Raw genomic sequence first — 21,388 nt, 5'->3', positions numbered from 1 at the left:
CCGGCGGCGGGGATGACGGCCTTCCGGACCGTGCGGGGGTTGCTGTTTCCACTCATGCGCACAGGCTAACGGATCGGGAGCGCGGGCCAGGGGATTCCCGGTCGGCACGGTTGCCCGCCGCGGCAGTACGCGGCTAGCCTCGCACCACCGGCCCGGGAGGGCCGGTGCGTCCGGGGCGCCGTCCCCCGGCCCGATCCCCGGACAGGAGCCGACACGACGATGACCGACCCCCGTGGTGCCGCCGAGGCGAAGGCCCGGTTGCGCCGGGAGCTGCTGGCGGCCCGTGCGCGGCGTTCCCGGGCCGCCCGGGAGCACGCCGCCGTCGCGTTCGACCGGCACCTGAAGGAGCTGCTGGCCGACCGCCCCCACCTGGACGTCGCCGCGTACCTCCCGCTGGCCACGGAACCGCCCCTCGAGCCGGCCCTCGTCACGGCCCACCACCGCGGCCACCGGATCTGGGTGCCCGTGTGCGAGCCCGGGCGCCGGCTCTCGTGGGCGCGGTGGTCGCCGGGCACCCCCGTGCGGACCGGTGGCGCCGGCGGGCTGCGCGAACCCGTCGGGGCCCGTCACGGCGCCGAGGTGATGCACGCGGTGGGCCTGCTGCTGGTGCCCGCGCTCGCCGTGGCGCCCGACGGCGCGCGGCTGGGCTTCGGCGGCGGCTACTACGACCGCTTCCTCGCCGGGCTGCCGCGCACGGCGCACCCGGAGCTGCGCACCGCGGTGTGCGTCTTCGCCGACGAGGTCCTCCCGGTCGGGACGGTACCGGTAGAGGAGCTCGACGCCCCCGTGCCGCTGGCCCTCACGGAGAACGGCACCGTGCGCCTGGACGGGTCCGCCGGCCCGGTGCCGGGAACGCGGTAGAATCGGCAGTCGACCCCTTCGAGTGCCAGCGAGCGCGCTCGTCGACCCTTCCCAGGAGGACCCATGCCCGTGTACGCCTACGCCTGCAAGGACTGCGGCCACGCGTTCGACATCCGCCAGTCGTTCAGCGAGGACGCCCTGACCGTCTGCCCGCAGTGCGACGGGGACCTGCGCAAGAAGTTCAACACGGTGGGCGTGGTGTTCAAGGGCTCGGGCTTCTACCGCAACGACTCGCGCTCCGGCGGCGGGGGCTCGAGCGCCTCCACGTCGTCCTCCTCCTCGTCCTCGTCCGCCGAGGCCGCGACGGCGGCCACGGCCCCCAAGACCCCGGCCACCGCGGGCGCGGGCGCCCCGTCGTCGTCCGCCCCCACGACCGCGGGCGGGTCCTCCGACTGAGCCGGTCCCCGGGCGCCGTCCCGGTGTCCGGACTGCACGGGGGCTTCCTCCCGGTCGAAGGCCTCCGGCCCTCCCCAGGCGGCTCCGGCGCACCCGGCACCGGGATGCCGGCCGCGTAGCGTGCGGCGCATGAGCCGACGCCCCCGGACCGTCCGACGCCGCTATCCGCTGTCCCTGCACCTGCGCTCGGTGCTGTCCCGGCGCCGCCGGCTGGTGGCCGCGCTGCTCCTCGGCCTCGCGGTGGGCCTGGTGGTCCTGCGGCTCGGACCGCCCCGCGCCCGGACGGTGCCGGTGGTCACCGCCGCCGAGGCGATGCCCGCCGGCACGGTGGTCTCCCCGCAGCAGGTCGCGGTGGCCGCTTTTCCGCACGAGCTGGCGCCGGAGGGCGCCGTCGCCCATCCGGCGGAGCTGTCCGGGCGCGTGCTCGCGGGCGCCGCGGGCCCCGGGCAGCCGCTGACGGAGACCTCGCTCGTGGGCCCGGGCCTGCTGACCGGGCAGGCCGGGGGCATCACCGCGGTGACCCTGCGCATCGACGATCCCGGAGTGCTGCGGCACGTGCGCGCGGGCGACCACGTGGACGTCGTCCATCTGCCCGACGGCGCCGCACCGGGCGAGCGCCACGTGCTGGGCCGGGGCCTGCCCGCGCTGTGGGTCTCCTCCGGCGGCCCCGGTGGGGACGGCGGCCTGCTCTCCGGTCCATCGGCGTCCGGGGAGGAAGGGCTACTGGTGGTGGGGGCTCCGCACGAGGGCGCCGCGCAGCTGGCGGGCACCGCCGGCACCGGGCGCACCACCGTGGTCCTCGTCCCGGCGCCGGTCAGTCCCAGTGCGGAGGCCGCTGCGCCTTGAGCCACTGCTCGTGGGCGCGTTCCCCGGCCGCGTCAGGACTCTCCTCGTCCGCCCGCCCCGCCAGGCCGGGCAGGCGCGGCTCGGGCCCGGTGAACGTGCCCCCGGTGGCGCGCCGCGGACCGCGTCGGCGGGGGTGCGGGGACCCGCCCTGCCCGGTCGTCCGGCCCGGTCCGCCCGGCACGGGAGCCCCGTCGGGTGCGTGCTCCGGATCAGTCGCCACGGGCGCCCCGTCGCGGGCCGGAGGGCAGGCCGAGATAGCGCCGGATGAGCTCGGCGACCGTGTCCGGGTCGGTGAAGACCTCGATGGTCCACAGCGTGAGGTAGTGCCAGCCGGTGCGCTCGAGCTGCTGGGGCCGCAGCCGCGAGCGCTCCCGCACGGACAGGGCGGCGCTCTCCGCCGAGCCGTCCGACTGTCCCGCCACGGGGATCCGCAGCGGCCGGTCCTCGTCGCGGGCGCGACCCGGCGGCACGGCTCCCGCGGCCATCGACTCCGTGCCGGCCCACGCGACCAGGTCGAGGACGCCCGCGTAGTCCAGCCGCACCGAGGCCCCGCGCTCCTCGAGCCGGCGGGCGAGGTCGACCACCAGGGCGTCGTCGTGGGTGTCCTGGGCCTCCTCCCCCGGGGGCCGGCCGCCGAGGTGCGCGGCGAGCACGCGGGCGAAGTCCCGGGCCCCGTGCTGGAGGCCCTTGCCCTCCATCTCCACGGGGTGCAGGGAGGTCACGATCCGGGTGGTGTGGCGGGCCCGGGTCATGCCGAGCACGAAGTGCTGGCGTCCGTGCCGCTCGGACAGCGCCCCGAGGTACGGCACGGTGCGGCCGTTGGCCGTCTTGCCGAAGCCCAGCGAGAAGATCACGGTGTCCCGCACGATGCCAGCCGCCCGGTGCAGGTCGACCACCCGGAAGGACTCGGGGCCCGGGGCGAAGAAGGCCGCGGCGGCGGGCTCCTCGCGCATCCGCCCGCGGACGGCCTGGGCGATCCGCGCGGCGTGCACGGCGCTGGCCGTGACCACGGCCAGGGACCGGCGCGGGTGGCGGGCCGCGTGCTCGAAGACCAGGTCCACGACGCGCCGCACCTCCGCGGCGGGCGCCTGGATGCCCTCGATCCCGGCGGTGAGGGCGCCGACGCCGTCCGGGACGTACTCGACGTCGAGGACGGGGGTGGCCCCGGTGACGGACTCGCCGTGCGGGAGCCTGTTCAGCCGTCCTCCGTAGAACTGCTCGTTGAGATAGCGGAAGACCTGCTCGTCCATGGACCGGTAGACGGTCCGCAGCGAGCGTTCCGGCACCACGCGGGACAGGGCGTCGAAGGCGCTGTCCACCTCGACCACCGGCTGGGTGCCCGGGGCGGGGACCGCCGTGGGCGCCACCGTGAACGGCTGCGGCCGGCCCAGGCGGGGGTCCCCGAACGCGATGACCTGCCGGCACCGGGTCAGCGCGGGCAGCACCGCCGCGAGCGGGGAGCTCTCGGCGTCCAGCACCACCACGGCGTCGAAGTCGTGGTCCTCGGGCAGCGCCGCGGAGAGCACCAGCGGGCTGGCGGTCCAGACGGGCACCAGCGAGCCGATCAGCTCGCCCGCCGCGGCGGTGACCTCCTCGAGCGGGGCGGCGCCGGCCCGGAGCATCCGGCGCAGGGCGGCCGCCGCGCGCGGGGCGCGCCGCACGGTGCGCTGCCAGCGGTCGGCGAGCTCCCACAGGAGGCGGCCGGCCCCGGAGGCCACGTGCGCGGCGTCGGCGCGGCGGAACACGGACTCCGCCTTGCGCAGGGCGTGGCCCTCGGGCATCGGCAGGAAGTCGTCGCCGGTGATCATGGCCTCGAGCGTGGACTGCCACCAGGCGAGGTCGAACTCCCCGGGGACCTCCGCGCGGGGCACGGTGCGCCGGGTGAGATCGTCCACGAGCTCGCCGAGGCCCTGGCCGCGCAGCTCGTCGAGCAGGACGGTGCGCTCGGGCAGCACGGCGAGGTTCTCCTCGTCGTTGATGAGCCCGTCCAGGGTCTCGCGCAGCCGGTCGACGGGCTGGTTCAGGAGGTCGTCGCCGGTGGTCGAGCCCTCGAGGGCGATGGCGAGGCCCTCGAGGTCCTCCACGAAGCGGGCCTGCACCGCCGCGAGCTCCTCGACGCGCTCCGAGACGACCGGGTGCTGGGACGAGGTGGCCCACTCCCGCCACCGCTCCCGCTCCGACTGCACGCGCAGCAGCGCGCTGTGCAGGTCCGAGAGGTGCACCCCGTGCCGGATGTACTCCTTCGCGGCCTTGCGCAGCCGTGAGCGCTGGAGCCCGGTCATCTCGATCCCGTGCTCCCGCCGCCAGCCGGACCCGGCGGTGGCGGCGACCAGGTCCGTCACAGGGCGGTCGTAGATGTCGGGGGTGAAGCGGGTGAGGGAGTCCTGGACCTCCTGCAGCAGCCGCAGCTGCCGGCCCCATTCGGGGACGGTCGCGCCGCCGCGCAGCCCGCTGGTGGCCAGGACGTGCCGCATCCCGGTCTCGAGGGTGGTCAGCTCCAGCAGCAGGGACTGGGCGAGCCGGTGCGCCTGCCGGGCCTCGTCCTCGTTGACCAGGCGCGCCCCGGTCCAGGGCCCGGCGAGAGTGTCGGCGTCGAAGGCCCCGAGCTCGGCGGCGCGCTCGAGGCGGGCGACGACGTCGCCCCGTTCCACGACGGTGTCGAGCACCGAGCGCGGGAACCGCACGGCCGTGGCGGGCGCCGGCCGGCGGGCGGTCAGCTCGGCGAGCGCCTGCACGGCCCGGTACGGGGAGACGGACCACCGCGGCCGGACGGTGTGCAGGGACCGCACGTGCTCGGCGAGCTGGTCCCGGCTGGTGCGCAGGGTCTCGTGCAGCTCCGCGAGCTCGGGCCGCTCGGCGCGCTCGTTGCGGGCCACCGCCCGGACGAGTTGCTGGGCCACGTCGGCGTCGCTGAGCTGGGAGGAGAGCGGCAGGACGGTGGTACCCAGGCCCAGCCCGTCCATCCGCCGCCCGAACGCGGCGAGCGTGGTGCGCCGCTCGCCCAGGACCAGGACGGTCCGGCCGGCGGCCACGAGGGTGCCCACCGTGTTGACGGCGGTGTCGAGCTGACCGGTGCCGGGGGCCGCGGTCACCACGAAGGAGTGTCCCTGCGCGGCGAGGTCGAGGACCTCCTGCTGGGGGCCGTCGGCGTCGAGCAGCAGCAGCTCGTCGGCGGGGTCGCGCTCGTCGAGGGGCGGGGCGTCGTCCGTGATCTCCTCGACCTGGGGGATCCGTCCGACCGCGGAGTCCTTGAGCCGGGCGAGGTCGCGCACCACCGCGGTGCGGGCCACGACCGACAGGTCGGCGGGCCGGTCGTGCAGGTCCGCGAACGTGGAGACGAGCAGCTTGTGCTCGACGTGCATGCCGGGCACCGCCCCGGCGAGGGTGCGCAGCGTCTCGAGGGCGGGGGCCGGGTCGAGCCGCCGGGTGCCGTAGGCGAGCCGGGCGAGCTCGCCCGAGGTCAGGTCCACGCCGTGGTCCGCGGCGAGCCGGCGCACCATGGCGGGGTTGAGGCGGGCGGGACCGACGAGCTGGAGTTCGAAGTCGTCGAGGTCCGGGCGCGGCTTCAGGGTGAGGGGGGCGAGCAGGACGGGGGCGATCCAGCGGCGCTGGCCGGCTCCGGTCGGGTCGGAGCCCTTCGGCCGGGCCAGCCAGGACGCGGTGCCGGCGGCGAGGTACGCGGCGTCCAGCCCGTGGTTGACCGACAGCTCGTGGGTCTTGGTGCGCAGCGACCGGGCGGCGCGGGCGGCGTGCCCGTAGGCCTCGGGGTCGTGCACGATCGTGGACAGGCGGGTGGGGCGGCCCATGAGCAGCTGCGCCTGGCCCGACGAGTTCGCCTCGGTGAGGTCGATGCACACGTTGTCGACCTGGTTGAAGTCCAGCAGCGTGTCCGGGCCGGTGTAGGCGTCCATCTGGCGGGTCCAGGGCTGCAGCGAGACGCGCGGGGGCTCCGCCCGGGGGGTGCCCGCCCCCGGGGCGGTGCGGTCGGCTCCGATCGACATGGTTCTCCTCCTGCGCCTCGGCCCGGGGGCCGGGCACCGCTCACGCACGGGTCGAGCGGTCCGTGCGGACCGCTCGACCCCGGCTGCTCGTGTTCCGCCCGTGCGGGGCGGGCCCTGGGCCCGCCGCCGGGCCTACTCCCACTCGATGGTGCCCGGGGGCTTGGACGTGACGTCCAGGACCACCCGGTTGACCTCTTCGACCTCGTTGGTGATGCGGTTGGAGACGCGGGCCAGCAGGTCGTAGGGCAGGCGGGACCAGTCGGCGGTCATCGCGTCCTCGCTCGAGACGGGCCGGAGCACGATGGGGTGCCCGTACGTGCGGCCGTCGCCCTGCACGCCCACCGAGCGCACGTCCGCGAGGAGCACGACCGGCATCTGCCAGACCTCGTCGTCGAGCCCGGCGCGGGTCAGCTCCTCGCGGGCGATGGCGTCGGCCCGGCGCAGGACCGCGAGGTTGGCCTCGGTGACCTCCCCGATGATGCGGATGCCGAGCCCGGGACCGGGGAACGGCTGGCGGCCGACGATCTCGTGGGGCAGGCCCAGCTCGCGGCCCACGGCGCGGACCTCGTCCTTGAACAGCGTGCGCAGCGGCTCGACCAGCTCGAACTGCAGGTCCTCGGGCAGCCCGCCCACGTTGTGGTGGCTCTTGATGTTGGCGGCGCCCTCCCCGCCGCCGGACTCCACGACGTCCGGGTAGAGGGTGCCCTGGACGAGGAAACGCACGGGCTCGCCCTCCTGGGCGGCGGCCTTGGCGACCTCCTCCGCGGCGGCCTCGAAGGAGCGGATGAACTCCCGGCCGATGATCTTGCGCTTCTGCTCGGGGTCGGTGACCCCGGCCAGCGCGGTGAGGAAGCGCTCCTTCTCCTCGGCCACGTAGAGGTTCACCCCGGTCGCGGCGACGAAGTCCTGCTCGACCTGCTCCGCCTCCCCCTCGCGCAGCAGCCCGTGGTCCACGAACACGCACGTGAGCTGGTCGCCCACGGCCCGTTGGACCAGGGCGGCGGCCACGGCGGAGTCCACGCCGCCGGAGAGCCCGCAGATCACGGACGCCGAGCCGACCTGCTCGCGGATCCGCTGGACGTGCTCCTCGATGATGTTGCCGGTCGACCAGGTCGGCTCGACCTGCGCGCCGTCGAAGAGGAAGTGCTCGAGCACCTGCTGCCCGTGCACGGAGTGCTTGACCTCCGGGTGCCACTGCACGCCGTAGAGCCGGCGGTCGTCGTCCGCGAACGCGGCCACCGGGGTGGTCTCCGTGGAGGCGAGGACCTCGAAGCCGGCGGGGGCCTCGACGACCGAGTCGCCGTGACTCATCCACACGGTCTGGCTGCCGGGGGAGCCCGCGAGGATGGAGGCCGCGGGGCCGCCGACGGCGGTGGCGGTGGTCGCCCCGTACTCGCGGGCGCCGGTGTGCGCGACGGTCCCGCCGAGGGCCTGCGCCATGGCCTGGAAGCCGTAGCAGATGCCCAGGACGGGCACGCCGGCCTCGAAGAGCGCCGCGTCCTGCTGCGGCGCGTCCTCGGCGTAGACGGAGGAAGGGCCGCCCGAGAGGATGATCGCCGCCGGGTTCTTGGCGAGGATCTGCTCGGTCGACCAGGTGTGGGGGACGATCTCGGAGTAGACACTGGCCTCGCGGACCCGGCGGGCGATCAGCTGCGCGTACTGCGCGCCGTAGTCGACCACCAGGACCGGGCGCTGCTCCAGATCGGTGCGGGTCTCAGCTGTTTCGGTCACGCCCTCCATCCTAGGCCAGGCGCGGGGCGGGCTCAGTACCGCTTCGCGGCCTTCGGGTTGGCGCGCAGCTCGGCGGTGGTGGAGGCGTGGATCTTGCGCTCCACCACGAAGGACAGGAACGGCACCACGCCGCCCAGGGCCATGACCACGAGCTGCGGGAAGGGCCAGCGCATGAGCGTCCAGATCCGGAAGCAGGAGATGAGGTAGACCACGTAGAACCAGCCGTGCACGATGAGGATCCACGTGGAGATGTTGACCCCGCCCGCGAGGTTCTCGAGCTCGAGATCCTGCCAGCCGAGGGCCACGGTCTCGCCCGTGGCGCGGTCGGTGCCGCCCGCGATGAGGTCGTAGCCCAGTCCGTAGCGGGTGATCATCTCGGCCACGAGCAGCAGCAGGAAGGTCCCGGAGATCCAGGCGCAGACCATGTAGAAGCCCAGGGCCCCCCGGATCTGCGCCTCGGTGCCCCCGAAGCGGCGGCGCGGCTGCAGGGCGGCCGCCCGGCGCGGAGCGCGGCCCGGGGACGCCGCCGCGGCGGGGCGGGCGTCCGGCGGGAGGGAGACCCGCACCCCGTCGGTGCGCTCCTTCGGGGAGGGGGTCGGCTGCGTGGGTTCAGTCATGGTGGGCTCCGGTCCTGTCCTGGGTCCTGTCGTGGGTGCTGGGCTCGCCCGCCCGGGTCCCGGGCTGGTCGTCGAACCAGTAGTACTCCCCCACCTCGGGGTCGTAGTAGTAGTACCGTCCGGCGGCGTCGTCGTAGTAGTACTCGCCCTCGAAGTAGAAGTACTCCTGCGGGTTCTGCTCGCGCTGCCACTCGTCGCGCACGAACCGCCACCAGATGTAGAGCGCGAACCCGGCGAAGACCACCCACTCGACCGCGTAGAAGAGGTTGAGCAGGTTCACGGACTCGTCCGTGGGCTGCTGGTCGATGTCGAGCCGGGACAGCTCCGGGCCCAGCAGCGCGGCGTCCGGGGCGAGGGTCCCGTCCTCGGCGAGCTGGAACGGCGCGGAGGCGGGGTTCTCGGCGAAGGCGGCCAGGTACCCGGACCACAGCGGGGCGTCCCAGAGGTTGGTGAGCTGCGCCGGGGACACCGTGCCCACCTGCCCTTCGGGGAGCGTCTCGCCGGGCACCGGGCCCTCGGCGGGCAGGTACCGGCCGACGACGTCGACGGCGCCCGCCGGCTCCTCCGGCACGGACGCGGGGTCGGCGGTCCAGCCGCGGGCCACCGCGAGGGTCAGTTCGCCGCCGGCGTCCGGCCACAGCTCCTGGCTGTCCGGGACGGTGAGGGCGGTGACGGCCCACCAGCCCTCCGCCCCGTCCTGCAGCCGGCCCGGGACCAGGACGGTGGACCCGTCCCGGTAGTCGCCGGTGACGGTGACGAGCTGGTCGGCCTGGACGGCGGTCACGGGGGCGCCGGCCTCGACCGCCTCGGCGAGCGGGACGGCCACGTCCTTCGCGGGGTCGGCGACGGTGCGGGCCTGTTCGCTGGACTCCAGCTGCCACTGGCTCAGCAGCACGAAGCCCACGGCCAGCCCGAGACTCACGATCAGGGCGAGGATCGAACGGGGGCGCAGGGCGGTCGTGAGCACCCGACAAGGCTAGTGCGCCTTCCTGGACGTTCGCCAATTGCACGAGGGGCCCGTGCCGCGCCGGCCGGGCGGGGCACGGGCCCCTCGTGGACCGGTCGCCGGTCAGCCGCGGATGACCACCTCGGCGCGCTGGAACTCCTTGAGGTTCAGGTACCCGGTGGTGGACATCGAGCGGCGCAGGGCGCCCACGAGGTTGGAGGTGCCGTCCACGTGGCGGGACGGGCCGAAGAGGACCTCCTGCAGCGGGCCGACCGTGCCCACCCGGGTGCGCAGACCGCGCGGGAGCTCCCCGTGGTGCGCCTCCGCGCCCCAGTGCCAGCCCTGCCCGGGCGCCTCGGCGGTGCGGGCCAGCGCGGTGCCCAGCATCACGGCGTCGGCGCCCATCGCGAGGGCCTTGACGATGTCCCCGGAGACTCCCACGCCGCCGTCGGCGATGACGTGGACGTAGCGCCCGCCGGACTCGTCGAGGTAGTCCCGGCGGGCGGCGGCGACGTCGGAGATGGCCGTGGCCATGGCCGCGTGGATGCCCAGGGTGTTCTGGATCCGCATGGACGCGCCGCCGCCGAAGCCCACGAGCACCCCGGCCGCGCCCGTGCGCATGAGGTGCAGCGCGGGGGTGTAGCCCGCCGCGCCGCCCACGATGACCGGGACGTCGAGGTCGTAGATGAACTTCTTCAGGTCCAGGGGCTCCTGGTTGCGGGAGACGTGCTCCGCGGAGACCGTGGTCCCGCGGATGACGAAGACGTCCACGCCGGCGTCCAGGACGGTCCGGTAGTGCTCCACGGTGCGCTGCGGGGTGAGGGAGCCGGCGACGATCACGCCGGCCTCGCGGATCTGGGCGAGCCGGGCGGTGATCAGCTCCGCCTGGACCGGGGCCTCGTAGAGCTCCTGCATCCGGCGGGTGGCGGCCGGGGCGTCCTCCCCGGAGAGGTCCGCGATCTCGTCGAGCACCGGCTGCGGGTCCTCGTAGCGGGTCCAGAGCCCCTCGAGGTCCAGCACGCCCAGCCCCCCGGCGCGGCCGAGGGCGATGGCCGTCTCCGGGGACGTGGCCGAGTCCATCGGGGCGCCCAGGAACGGGATCGAGAACTTGTAGGCGTCGATCTGCCAGTCCGTGGAGACGTCGTGGGGGTCGCGGGTGCGGCGGGAGGGGACGAGGGCGATCTCGTCCAGGGAGAAGGTGCGGCGGGCGCGTTTGGACCGGCCGATCTCGATGTCGTAGCTCATGGTGTCCTTTCCGGAGGATGCTCCAGGTCGCCGCTCAGCGCTGGTAGTTGGGGGCCTCGACGGTCATCGTGATGTCGTGGGCGTGGGACTCCTTGAGCCCGGCCGAGGTGATCCGCACGAAGCGGCCTTTCGTCTTCAGCTCCGCGACGTCGTGGGCGCCCACGTAGAACATGGTCTGGCGCAGACCGCCGTCGAGCTGGTGCACCATGGCCGAGAGCGGGCCGCGGTAGGGCACCTGGCCCTCGATGCCCTCGGGGATGAGCTTCTCGTCGCTGGCCACGTCCGCCTGGAAGTACCGGTCCTTGGAGAACGAGGTGTTCTTGCCGCGCGACTGCATGGCCCCCAGCGAGCCCATGCCGCGGTAGGTCTTGAACTGCTTGCCGTTGACGAACACGAGCTCCCCCGGCGACTCGTCGCAGCCGGCGAGCAGCGAGCCGAGCATCACGGAGTCCGCACCGGCCACGAGGGCCTTGCCGATCTCGCCGGAGTGCTGCAGCCCGCCGTCGGCGATGACGGGGACCCCGGCGGGGATGGCGGCCTTGGCGGCCTCGTTGACCGCGGTGATCTGCGGGACGCCCACGCCGGCGATGATGCGTGTGGTGCAGATGGAGCCCGGGCCCACCCCGACCTTGACGGCGTCCGCGCCGGCGTCGACGATGGCCTGCGCGCCCGCCCGGGTGGCGGCCTGGCCGCCGATGACGTCGACGTGCGCGGCGGCGGTCTCGGCCTTGAGGCGGGCGATCATGTCCAGCACGCCCTGGGAGTGCCCGTTGGCGGTGTCGATGAACAGCGCGTCGACGCCGGCCTCCACGAGGGTCATGGCGCGCTCGAAGCCGTCGCCGAAGAACCCGACCGCGGCGCCGACGCGCAGCCGGCCCTCGTCGTCCTTGGTGGCGTGCGGGTACTGCTCGGCCTTCGTGAAGTCCTTGATCGTGATCAGCCCGGTGAGCCGGCCGGCGTCGTCGACGAGGGGCAGCTTCTCGATCTTGTTCGACGCCAGCAGCGCGTGGGCGTCGTCCTTGGCCATCCCGACCTTGCCGGTGACCAGCGGCATGGGCGTCATGATCTCGTGCACCCGGCGCCTGGGGAACTCGCTCTCCGGCAGGTAGCGGGTGTCGCGGTTCGTGATGATGCCCAGCAGCTTCTGCTCCGCGTCGACGACCGGCAGCCCGGAGACCCGGTAGTAGCCGCAGAGCCGGTCCAGCTCCTCGAGGGTCGCGTCCGGGGAGATGGTCACCGGGTCGGTGATCATGCCGGACTCGCTGCGCTTGACCCGGTCCACGTGCTCCGCCTGGTCCTCGATCGAGAGGTTGCGGTGGATCACGCCGAGCCCGCCCTGGCGGGCCATCGCGATCGCCATCGGGGACTCGGTGACGGTGTCCATGGCGGCGGACAGCAGCGGCACCTCCAGGGTGATCCGCCGGGACAGGCGGGTGCGCGTCGACGCCTCGGACGGGATGACGTCCGTGTTGCCGGGCAGCAGCAGGACGTCGTCGTAGGTCAGGCCGGTGAACCCGAAGGGGTCCTCGGACAGGGCGGTGGGCACGGCGGGATCCGACACGGTGGGGCCTTTCAGCTTCGAGGGAGTCGCAACCATTCTACGGGCCGGGCCCCGGCGGACGGACGGCTGTGGCCGGATTCACGACCCGACGAGGAACGCGGCGCCGTCCGCGACCAGCGCCTCCTCGACCCGCTGCGCGAACAGGGGCGCCAGGGTCCGCACGTACTCGACGGTGAGGTGGTTGTTGTCCCAGTACGTGTGCACGTTGCCCACGACCGGCACGCAGGTGCCGTCCGGGCAGATGAGGTCCCCCATGTCGACCATCGTGACCCGGGGCTGCTCGGCCACCGGGTCCAGCGGGCTGTCCGGGCCCAGGATCACGTGGGAGGCGGTGCACTCGGGGGCGTCGGCCCCGTGGTCGGCGGCGCAGTGCGCGGGGACGAAGTCGAACCGGGCGTTGTCCCGCAGCCCGACGACCTGGACGCCGCGCTCCGCCAGCCCGCGGATGCGCGCCTCCATCCCCGGGGTGAACTGCTCCTGGTCCTCGTCCGTGCTGCGGGTGCCCTGCACCAGCACGAGGTCCGGGTCCACGGCGTCCACCACGGGGTCGGTGCCCTCGAGCCAGCGCGCGCACGCCTCGTGGTCGGCCACCTGCTCCTCGGGCAGGGCGTAGAGGCAGTTGCCGCGGATGTAGGTGACCACGCGCCAGTCGTTGCGCTCGGCCAGGAGCTCGACGGCCGGGATCCACTGGTGGACGTGGCTGTTGCCGATCACCAGCATCGTGGCGGAGGGCTCGGGGGCGGGGACGGTGTCGAAGCACCACTGCTGGAAGCGCTCGTCGATCCCGGTACCGGGCGGGCAGGGCTCGCCGAGCGACGGCTTGGCGTACGGTTCCCCGGTGATCACGGGGATGGTCTCGGCGTCCGGGTCGCCCTGGTAGCGGAAGCCCGGCAGCAGGGCGGCTGCTCCCGGGTTGTTGCGGTCGGCGGAGGCGGCGATCTCGAGGGCCCGCCGCTCCTCCGCCACCCGGGCCGCGGTCACGGGGACCGCGACCGCGGCCAGGCACACGACGATCACGGCGGCCAGGCGCCGCCTGTTCCGCTCGGGCCAGGCCCAGCGCTTGAGCGGGTCCTCGACGAGCCGGGTGGCCAGCACGGCGAGCAGGAGGCAGACCAGGACGACGGCCACCCCGGACCGCGGCCCGGCCATGGGCCGGTCCCGCAGCACCAGGTAGGTGATCAGCACCGGCCAGTGGATGAGGTACAGCGCGTAGGCCGAGTCCCCCAGCCGCACCAGGGGCCGGGAGGCGAGGACCCGGTCGACGCCGAGGCGGGAGCCGGTCCGGCCGGCGACGATGATCGCCGCGGCCGAGAGCAGCGGCCACAGGGCGATCCACCCGGGGAACGCCCCCTGCACGTCCACGAGCACCCCCACCGAGACCATGCTGAGCATCCCGGCCCAGCCGAGCAGCACGCGCAGCCGCCGCCCGGGCCTCAGCCAGGGCACGGCCAGGGCCAGCAGGGAGCCCAGGGCGAACTCCCACAGCCGGGTGCGGGTGTCGAAGTAGGCGAACTCCTGCTGCGTGGCCGTGCTGTGCACCGACCACGCCAGGGACGCCGCGAAGACGACCCCGAAGAACACCGCCAGCACCGGCACGGGGCGCCACCGGCTCCGCCGGGAGAGCAGCCACGCGGCGGCGAAGGCCAGCGGCCACAGCAGGAACACCTGCCCCTGCACCGACAGGGACCAGAAGTGCTGGAACGGCGAGGCGCTCGAGTGGTCGGCCGCGTAGTAGTCCACGGCGTTGAGCGCCAGCGCCCAGTTCTGCACGTAGAACACCGAGGCCAGCGCCTCGGCGCGCCATTGCCCGGCGTCGTAGTCCGGGTAGAACAGCTCCACCAGCACCAGGGTGGCCAGGATGGTGAGCACCGCCAGCGGCAGCAGCCGCTTGAACACGTGCAGCCAGTACCGCCCCAGGTCCAGGGGCCGGCCGGCCTCGAGCTTGCGCACGAAGGACAGCGTGAGGAAGAACGCCGAGATCAGCAGGAAGACGTCCACGCCCCCCGACACCCGGCCGAGGAACACGTGGTAGACCACCACCAGCAGCACCGCCACCGCGCGCAGCCCCTGGACCTCGGGGCGGAACCCCGAGTACCGGTCTCCCCGCCGCTGCGCCGCTCCCCCGCCGTCGGAGGTCCCGGTGGTCGGCTGCGGAGCGGCGGCGTGCACGGTGGCCACGGGGGCACCTCCAGGAGGGAGCGTTCCCGGCGGGCCCGCGGGGCGCGCCGGGGAGGGGGAACGGGGGGAGCAAGAACCGGGGGAACAAGAGCCGAGGCAGAGCACGAGGGGGAGGAACAGGGGGAGCCAGGGGCCGGGGGTGCCCGTCGCGACCCTACCGCACCACCGGCGCCGCGCGGGGCACCCCGGGGCGTTCCTGCGGAGGGCGGCGGGTCCCGGCGCCGCGGCTGGGTGGTGCTCAGGGCCCGGGGCCGTCGGTGGCGAGGGCCTCCCGGAACCGCTCGCCGAAGACCGGGGCGGTGCTCTGCGAGTAGACGCGGCTGAGGTGGTCGTCGTCCCAGTACACGTAGACGTTGCCGATGACCGGTGGGCACTGCCCGGCCGGGCAGATCAGGTCGGTGAGGTCCAGGGTCGAGTAGAGCGGCAGCTCGCGGGCGAGCGGCAGCGCGGGATCGGGCGTGCCGACCATGGGGTGCGTGAAGGTGCACCGGGGGTCGTCCGCGCCGTTGGCCACCGCACACCCGGCGGGCGCCTCCGGGAAGCGGGGGGTGTCGCGGATGCCGACGACGGGCATCCCGCGGCCGGTGAGCTCGCGGACCCGCTGCTCCAGGCCGGGGCGGAGGAACTCGCCCTCCGTGTCGGTGAAGGTCGACTGGACCACGACGAGGTCGGGGTCGGTGGTGCCGATCATCCGCTCGGCGCCCTCGAACCAGGCCCGGCAGCTCTCCGAGCCCGGCTGGTCCTCGGCTGCGGCGTAGAAGCAGCCTGGCTGGATCCAGGTCAGCACCCGCCACCGCTCGTCCTGCGCGAGAGGCCGCAGCGCGGGGAGCCAGTGCTGCAGGTGGCTGTTGCCGAGCACGAGCAGCGTCCGCTCGGGCGCCTCGTGGGAGACGCTCTCGTGGCAGAAGCGGCGGAGCTCCTCCGGCAGGGCGAGGTCCTCGGGGCAGGCCTCGCCGAGGGAGGCCGGCTGCCTCGGCAGGTCCTCGGGCAGGGGCAGCGTCGGGGCGTCCGGGTCGCCGCGGTACGCGAAGCCGGGTTCGAGGGCGGCGGCCCCGGGGTTGTTCCGGGCAGCCTCGGCCTGGATCCGCCCGGCACGCCGGTCCTCGACGTGCTGCCAGGCGAGCACGGGAGCGGCCACCAGCGCGAGGCACAGCACCACGACCCCGGCGAGGCGCCGCCTGTTCCGCTCGGGCCAGGCCCAGCCCTTGAGCGGGTCCTCGACGAGCCGGGTGGCCAGCACGGCGAGCACCAGGGAGACGAGGATGATCACCGTCCCCGACCACGTCCCGGCCATGGGCCGGTCCCGCAGCACCAGGTAGGTGATCAGCACCGGCCAGTGGATGAGGTACAGCGCGTAGGCCGAGTCCCCCAGCCGCACCAGGGGCCGGGAGGCGAGGACCCGATCCAGACCGAACGGCGAACCCGACCGCCCGGCCACGATGATCGCCGCGCCCGAGAGCAGCGGCCACAGGGCGATCCACCCGGGGAACGCCCCCTGCACGTCCACGAGCACCCCGACCGAGACCATGCTCAGCAGCCCCAGCCAGCCCAGGGCCACTCGCGCGGTCCGCGGTGGCCTCAGATGCGGCAGGGCGAGGGCGAGCAGGGACCCGAGGGCGAACTCCCACAGCCGGGTGCGGGTGTCGAAGTAGGCGAACTCCTGCTGCGTGGCCGTGCTGTGCACCGACCACGCCAGGGAGGCCAGGAACACGGTGCCGAACAGCGCCACCAGGACGGGGACGGGCCGGAGGCTCCCCCGCCGGGTGAGCAGCCACGCGGCGGCGAAGGCCAGCGGCCACAGCAGGAACACCTGCCCCTGCACCGACAGAGACCAGAAGTGCTGGAACGGCGAGGCACTCGAGTGGTCGGCCGCGTAGTAGTCCACGGCGCTGAGCGCCAGCGCCCAGTTCTGCACGTAGAACACCGAGGCCAGCGCCTCGGCGCGCCACCGGCCGACGTCGGAGCCGGGGTAGACGGCGGCCACCAGCACCAGGGTGGCCAGGACGGTGAGCACCGCCAGCGGCAGCAGCCGCTTGAACACGTGCAGCCAGTACCGCCCCAGGTCCAGGGGCCGGCCGGCCTCGAGCTTGCGCACGAAGGACAGCGTGAGGAAGAACGCCGAGATCAGCAGGAAGACGTCCACGCCCCCGGAAACCCGGCCGAGGAACACGTGGTAGACCACCACGAGCAGCACCGCCACGAACCGCAGCCCCTGCACCTCCGGGCGGAACCCCGAGTACCGGGCCACCCGCCGGGCCGTGGCCGCCCCGGCGTCCCCGGGGCCGTCCGGGGCCGGCGCGCCGGGCTCCCGGCGGGGAGCGCCGGTCTGCACCGTGCTCACGAGGACACCGCTGAAAGGAGCGTGCCGGGGAGGCGCGCCTCGAGGGCCGGCGCCATCGTCCGCGCGTAGGTCCACGTGAGGTGGTGCGGGTCGAAGAAGACGTACACGTTGCCCACCACGGGGCGGCACAGCCCTTCCGGGCAGATGAGGTCGGTGAGGTCGAGCGAGCTGAAGCCGTCCCGGTCCCGGAGGGCGTCGGCCGGGTTGACGGGGGCCAGGACCTGCTCGACGGGCACGCGGCACCGGTCGGCGTCCTGGCCGTGGCGCTCGGCGCACTCGTAGGGGTCGAAGTCGAACCGGGGGTTGTCCCGGAAGCCGAGCACGTCGATGCCCTGGTCCGTGAGGCGGTCGACCAGCTCCGGGAACCCTCCGACCAGGGCCTCGCCGGGGCCGTCCATCCGGGCCGCGTAGGTCGAGGTGGTCATCACGGCGTCCGGGGCGAGGCGCTCCACGTACTCGATCGCCGCGGCGTTGCCCGCGTGGCACGCGTCCCCCTCCGGGCGGACCGCGAAGGCGCAGCCCGGCTGCAGCACGGCGACGAGCTGCCAGTTGCGCTCCTCCGCGAGGGGGATCACCGCGCCCATGAACTGCTCCATGTGGGAGTTGCCGACCACCGCGATGGTGCGCTCGGGGTCCGGCAGGGCCGGGGTCTGGCGGCAGTACTGCTCGAGGATCTCCTGCTCGGGGGCGAACGCCCCCGAGCACGGCTCGGGCAGTCCCACCCATTCGTCGCTCAGCGCGGAGGCCAGCGGCAGGGTGGGGGCGTCCGGGTCGCCCCGGAACTCGAAGCCCGGGTCCAGCACCGCGGCCCCCGGATTGTTGCGGGCCGCCTCCTCCGCCAGCACCGCCGCCCTCCGCGCGTCGGCCTGCTGCCAGACCAGCACCGGCACCGCCACCAGGGCCAGGCTCACCGCCACCGACACCGCCAGCCGCCGCTTGTCCCGCTCCGGCCACGCCCACCCCTGGAACGGGCGCTCCACGAGCCTCGTCACCAGCACCGCCAGCACCAGGGAGACCACCACGATCACCACCCCCGACCGCGGTCCGGCCACCGGCCGGTCCCGCAGCACCAGGTAGGTGATCAGCAGCGGCCAGTGCACCAGGTACAGCGCGTAGGAGGCGTCCCCCAGCCGCACCAGGGGCCGGGAGGCCAGGATCCGGTCCAGCCCGAACGGCGATCCGGACCGCCCGGCCACGATGATCGCCGCCGCCGAGGCCAGCGGCCACAGCGCGATCCACCCGGGGAAGGCGCCCTGGACGTTGATCAGCACCCCGACCGAGACCATGCTCACCAGCCCCGCCCAGCCCAGGGCCACCCGCACCACCCGCGGCGGGTGCAGGTACGGCACCGCCAGGGCCAGCAGGGACCCCAGGGCGAACTCCCACAGCCGGGCCCGGGTGTCGAAGTAGGCGAACGCCTGCTGCGTGGCCGTGCTGTGCACCGACCACGCCAGCGAGGCCGCGAAGATCGCCCCGAAGCACACCGCGAGCACCGGCACCGGCCGCCGGCGCCCGCTCCGGCACACCCACCACGCCGCGGCGAACACCAGCGGCCACAGCAGGAACACCTGCCCCTGCACCGACAGGGACCAGAAGTGCTGGAACGGCGAGGCCGTGGAGGCGTCGGCGGCGTAGTAGTCCACCTCGGCCGCGGCCAGCGCCCAGTTCTGCACGTAGGACACCGAGGCCAGCGCCTCCGTGCGCACCCGGTCGATCCGCGCGGCCGGGAGGAACCACCACGCCAGCGCCAGGGTGCCCAGGATGGTGAGCACCGCCAGCGGCAGCAGCCGCTTGAACACGTGCAGCCAGTACCGTCCCAGGTCCAGGGGCCGGCCGGCCTCGAGCTTGCGCACGAAGGACAGCGTGAGGAAGAACGCCGAGATCAGCAGGAAGATGTCCACGCCCCCCGACACCCGGTCCAGGAACACGTGGTAGACCACCACGAGCAGCACCGCCACGAACCGCAGCCCCTGCACCTCCGGGCGGAACCCCGAGTACCGGGCCACCCGCCGGGCCGTGGCCGGCTCGACGCCGGCGGGCGTGCTCTGCTCACCGAGGGTGGTCATGGGCATCTCCTGGGAACACCGCGCCGCCGGGGGCGCGGCAGTGGTCGGGCGGACCTCCGCACTCTACCGGAGGACCCGGCACGGACCCCGGGGACGACGACGGACCCGCCCCACCGGTGGTGGGACGGGTCCGCGGGTCGAGCCGGGGCAGCGCCGGTCAGTGCTGGTGGCCGTGCCCGTTCTCGTCGTCGGAGGGCTTGTCCGTCACGAGCGTCTCGGTGGTCAGCACCAGCGCCGCGATGGACGCGGCGTTCTGCAGCGCCGAGCGGGTGACCTTGACCGGGTCGATGATGCCCGCGCCGACCATCTCGACGTACTCGCCGGTGGCGGCGTCGTAGCCGTACCCGGCCTCGAGCTCGGCCACGCGCGCGGCGACCACGGCGCCGTCCTGGCCCGCGTTCTGGGCGATCCAGTACAGCGGCTGCCGCAGGGCGCGGCGGACGATGCCCAGGGCGGTCGCGGCGTCGCCGGTGAGCCCGAGGTCGGACTCGTCGAGGGCCTTCGCGGCCTGCACGAGGGCGGTGCCGCCCCCGGAGACGATGCCCTGCTCGAGCGCGGCGCGCGTCGAGGACACGGCGTCCTCGATGCGGTGCTTGCGCTCCTTCGCCTCCACCTCGGTGGCGGCGCCGACCTTGATCACGGACACGCCGCCGGCCAGGCGCGCGAGGCGCTCCTGCAGCTTCTCGCGGTCCCACTCGGAGTCGGTGCGCTCGACCTCGGCGCGGATCGTGGCGACCCGGTCCTGGATCTCGGCCTCGGTCCCGCCGCCGTCGACCACGGTGGTGGTGTTCTTGGTGACCGTGACGCGGCGGGCGGTGCCCAGCTGCTCCAGGGTAACCTGGTCGAGACTGATGCCCAGCTCGGCAGTGATGAGCTGGCCGCCGGTGAGGACGGCGAGGTCCTGCAGGATCGCCTTGCGGCGGTCGCCGAAGCCCGGGGCCTTGAGGGCCACGACGTCGAGGGTGCCGCGCAGCTTGTTGACCACGAGGGTGGACAGCGCCTCGCCCTCGACGTCCTCGGCGATGATGGTCAGCGGCTTCTTCGCCTGGAGGACCTTCTCCAGCACGGGCATGAGCTCCGGCACCGAGGAGATCTTGCCCTGGTACAGCAGCACCAGGGAGTTCTCCATGACCGCTTCCTGGCGCTCGGTGTCGGTCACGAAGGACGGGGACAGGTAGCCCTTGTCGAACTGCATGCCCTCGGTGACGTCGAGCTCGACCTCGGTGCTCGAGCCGTCCTCGATCGTGATGACGCCGTCCTTGCCGACGGTCTCGAAGGCCCGGGCGATGAGCTCGCCGATCGCCGGGTCCTGCGCCGAGATGGTCGCCACGTGGGCGACGTTGGCGCCCTCCACCGGGCGGGCGTTCTCGAGCAGTCGCTCCGAGACGGCCTCGACGGCCTTCTCGATGCCGCGCTTGAGGCTCAGCGGATCGGCGCCGGCGGCCACGTTGCGCAGGCCCTCCTTGACGAGCGCCTGGGCGAGCACGGTGGCGGTGGTGGTGCCGTCGCCGGCGACGTCGTTGGTCTTGGTCGCCACCTCCTTGGCGAGCTGGGCCCCGAGGTTCTCGTACGGGTCGTCGAGCTCGACCTCGCGGGCGATGGTCACGCCGTCGTTGGTGATCGTGGGGGCGCCCCACTTCTTGTCGAGCACCACATTGCGCCCGCGTGGGCCGAGGGTGACCTTGACGGTGTCGGCGAGCTTGTTGACGCCGTTCTCGAGGGACTTGCGGGCGGCGTCGTCGAACGCCAGCTGCTTTGCCATGGGCGAAGAGCTCCTTTTCGGATGGCTGGGGTCGCCAGCGGATGTTCGGGGGTCTGGATCGGCGAAGGGTGCCCGCCGCGGACCCGCCGGAACAGCGGGGCGTGCGGCGGGCACCCTTCGTGAGGACTGCGCGGTCTGCGCGGGGCCGGGGGCCCGGTCTACTTCTCGACGACGGCGAGCACGTCGCGGGCCGGGAGCACGAGGTACTCCTCGCCGTTGTACTTGACCTCGGTCCCGCCGTACTTGGAGAAGATCACGACGTCGCCCTCCTTGACGTCGACCGGGATGCGGTTGCCGGAGTCGTCGACCCGACCGGGGCCGACGGCCAGGACCTTGCCCTCCTGGGGCTTCTCCTTGGCGGTGTCCGGGATGACGAGACCGGACGCGGTGGTCTGCTCAGCGGCGAGCGGCTGGACGACGATGCGATCCTCGAGAGGCTTGATGGAGACCGACACGATCTCTCCTTGTCTGTAGGGGTGGAAAACGATGGGCGACCGCGGGCGGAACCCGCCGTCGAGCTGCGGGCCGGTGGGCGAACCGACCGTCGTCGCGGTGCCGGTCGATCGCCTGGGCCCTTAGCACCCTCACCCGGAGAGTGCCAAGGCCAACTGTAGGAGGGGGCTGGCAGTCGGTCAAGGCGAGTGCCAGCGGGCCGACGGGCCGGGAACCATGCTGAACCAATTAGGGCACGCCGGTGTTCGCCAATGATTTGCCTCACGCCCGCCCGAGCCTCTAGGTTGATCGGTAAGGCAACCCTTACCTCGGCCGAGCAGTGGTGCCCTCCCCGTCGTCCCCGCACACCGGAGTGCGGGTTCGTCGCGCCCACCGGGTCCCGCC

At 74.0% G+C, this 21,388-nt stretch carries 14 protein-coding genes; 3 read left to right on the top strand and 11 right to left on the bottom strand.

Features of this window, described 5'->3' with window-relative positions; translation table 11 throughout:
- Window positions 1-219: 219 nt before the first annotated feature.
- The 3 genes from ABD220_RS12795 (at window position 220) to ABD220_RS12785 (ending at window position 2,103) form a co-directional block, all read left to right on the top strand.
- Window positions 220-861, top strand: coding sequence for a 5-formyltetrahydrofolate cyclo-ligase (locus ABD220_RS12795; RefSeq protein WP_344123169.1), 642 nt, complete (start codon window positions 220-222; stop codon window positions 859-861).
- Between the two features lie 63 nt (window positions 862-924).
- Window positions 925-1,257 (top strand): FmdB family zinc ribbon protein, encoded by a 333-nt coding sequence (locus ABD220_RS12790; RefSeq protein ID WP_344123167.1) that lies wholly within the window; start codon window positions 925-927, stop codon window positions 1,255-1,257.
- A gap of 129 nt (window positions 1,258-1,386) precedes the next feature.
- Window positions 1,387-2,103, top strand: a complete 717-nt coding sequence (locus ABD220_RS12785; protein ID WP_344123165.1) for an SAF domain-containing protein — start codon at window positions 1,387-1,389, stop codon at window positions 2,101-2,103.
- Between the two features lie 209 nt (window positions 2,104-2,312).
- Here ABD220_RS12785 and ABD220_RS12780 read toward each other — a convergent pair whose 3' ends face one another.
- From ABD220_RS12780 to groES, 11 genes are all read right to left on the bottom strand, one after another.
- Window positions 2,313-6,104 (bottom strand): hypothetical protein, encoded by a 3,792-nt coding sequence (locus tag ABD220_RS12780; RefSeq protein ID WP_344123163.1) that lies wholly within the window; start codon window positions 6,102-6,104, stop codon window positions 2,313-2,315.
- A gap of 132 nt (window positions 6,105-6,236) precedes the next feature.
- Window positions 6,237-7,844, bottom strand: a complete 1,608-nt coding sequence (gene guaA, locus ABD220_RS12775; protein ID WP_344123161.1) for a glutamine-hydrolyzing GMP synthase — start codon at window positions 7,842-7,844, stop codon at window positions 6,237-6,239.
- A gap of 23 nt (window positions 7,845-7,867) precedes the next feature.
- On the bottom strand, window positions 7,868-8,452 hold the full coding sequence (locus ABD220_RS12770) for a DUF3817 domain-containing protein (RefSeq protein WP_344123159.1): 585 nt from the start codon (window positions 8,450-8,452) through the stop codon (window positions 7,868-7,870).
- On the bottom strand, window positions 8,445-9,419 hold the full coding sequence (locus ABD220_RS12765; protein WP_344123157.1) for an SURF1 family protein: 975 nt from the start codon (window positions 9,417-9,419) through the stop codon (window positions 8,445-8,447). Before ABD220_RS12765 ends, ABD220_RS12770 begins: the two co-directional genes overlap by 8 nt.
- 102 nt (window positions 9,420-9,521) lie before the next feature.
- A complete protein-coding gene (locus tag ABD220_RS12760) occupies window positions 9,522-10,643 on the bottom strand; it encodes a GuaB3 family IMP dehydrogenase-related protein (RefSeq protein WP_344123155.1) in 1,122 nt (373 codons plus the stop codon).
- 34 nt (window positions 10,644-10,677) lie between these two features.
- Window positions 10,678-12,240 (bottom strand): IMP dehydrogenase, encoded by a 1,563-nt coding sequence (gene guaB / locus ABD220_RS12755; RefSeq protein ID WP_344123154.1) that lies wholly within the window; start codon window positions 12,238-12,240, stop codon window positions 10,678-10,680.
- A gap of 42 nt (window positions 12,241-12,282) precedes the next feature.
- Window positions 12,283-14,382 (bottom strand): acyltransferase family protein, encoded by a 2,100-nt coding sequence (locus ABD220_RS12750; RefSeq protein WP_344123152.1) that lies wholly within the window; start codon window positions 14,380-14,382, stop codon window positions 12,283-12,285.
- 238 nt (window positions 14,383-14,620) lie between these two features.
- Window positions 14,621-16,723, bottom strand: a complete 2,103-nt coding sequence (locus tag ABD220_RS12745) for an acyltransferase family protein (RefSeq protein ID WP_344123150.1) — start codon at window positions 16,721-16,723, stop codon at window positions 14,621-14,623.
- Complete coding sequence (locus ABD220_RS12740) at window positions 16,720-18,789, bottom strand: acyltransferase family protein (protein WP_344123149.1); 2,070 nt, start codon at window positions 18,787-18,789, stop codon at window positions 16,720-16,722. Before ABD220_RS12740 ends, ABD220_RS12745 begins: the two co-directional genes overlap by 4 nt.
- Window positions 18,790-18,946: 157 nt before the next feature.
- Complete coding sequence (gene groL / locus ABD220_RS12735) at window positions 18,947-20,551, bottom strand: chaperonin GroEL (protein WP_344123147.1); 1,605 nt, start codon at window positions 20,549-20,551, stop codon at window positions 18,947-18,949.
- A 158-nt stretch (window positions 20,552-20,709) separates the two neighbouring features.
- On the bottom strand, window positions 20,710-21,006 hold the full coding sequence (gene groES, locus ABD220_RS12730; protein ID WP_047801805.1) for a co-chaperone GroES: 297 nt from the start codon (window positions 21,004-21,006) through the stop codon (window positions 20,710-20,712).
- Window positions 21,007-21,388: the final 382 nt, after the last annotated feature.

This window comes from Kocuria aegyptia, from assembly GCF_039530085.1.
Classification (GTDB): domain Bacteria; phylum Actinomycetota; class Actinomycetes; order Actinomycetales; family Micrococcaceae; genus Kocuria; species Kocuria aegyptia.
Note: the sequence above shows the minus strand (reverse complement) of the source record. Positions and strands in the feature narration are given on the sequence as shown.

What these genes read in the sequence shown, in the direction of transcription:
- ABD220_RS12795 (WP_344123169.1), top strand. Translation starts at nt 220, where the DNA reads ATGACCGACCCCCGTGGTGCCGCCGAGGCGAAGGCCCGGTTGCGCCGG.
- ABD220_RS12790 (WP_344123167.1), top strand. Translation starts at nt 925, where the DNA reads ATGCCCGTGTACGCCTACGCCTGCAAGGACTGCGGCCACGCGTTCGAC.
- ABD220_RS12785 (WP_344123165.1), top strand. Translation starts at nt 1,387, where the DNA reads ATGAGCCGACGCCCCCGGACCGTCCGACGCCGCTATCCGCTGTCCCTG.
- ABD220_RS12780 (WP_344123163.1), bottom strand. Translation starts at nt 6,104, where the DNA reads ATGTCGATCGGAGCCGACCGCACCGCCCCGGGGGCGGGCACCCCCCGG.
- guaA (WP_344123161.1), bottom strand. Translation starts at nt 7,844, where the DNA reads ATGGAGGGCGTGACCGAAACAGCTGAGACCCGCACCGATCTGGAGCAG.
- ABD220_RS12770 (WP_344123159.1), bottom strand. Translation starts at nt 8,452, where the DNA reads ATGACTGAACCCACGCAGCCGACCCCCTCCCCGAAGGAGCGCACCGAC.
- ABD220_RS12760 (WP_344123155.1), bottom strand. Translation starts at nt 10,643, where the DNA reads ATGAGCTACGACATCGAGATCGGCCGGTCCAAACGCGCCCGCCGCACC.
- guaB (WP_344123154.1), bottom strand. Translation starts at nt 12,240, where the DNA reads ATGGTTGCGACTCCCTCGAAGCTGAAAGGCCCCACCGTGTCGGATCCC.
- ABD220_RS12740 (WP_344123149.1), bottom strand. Translation starts at nt 18,789, where the DNA reads ATGACCACCCTCGGTGAGCAGAGCACGCCCGCCGGCGTCGAGCCGGCC.
- groL (WP_344123147.1), bottom strand. Translation starts at nt 20,551, where the DNA reads ATGGCAAAGCAGCTGGCGTTCGACGACGCCGCCCGCAAGTCCCTCGAG.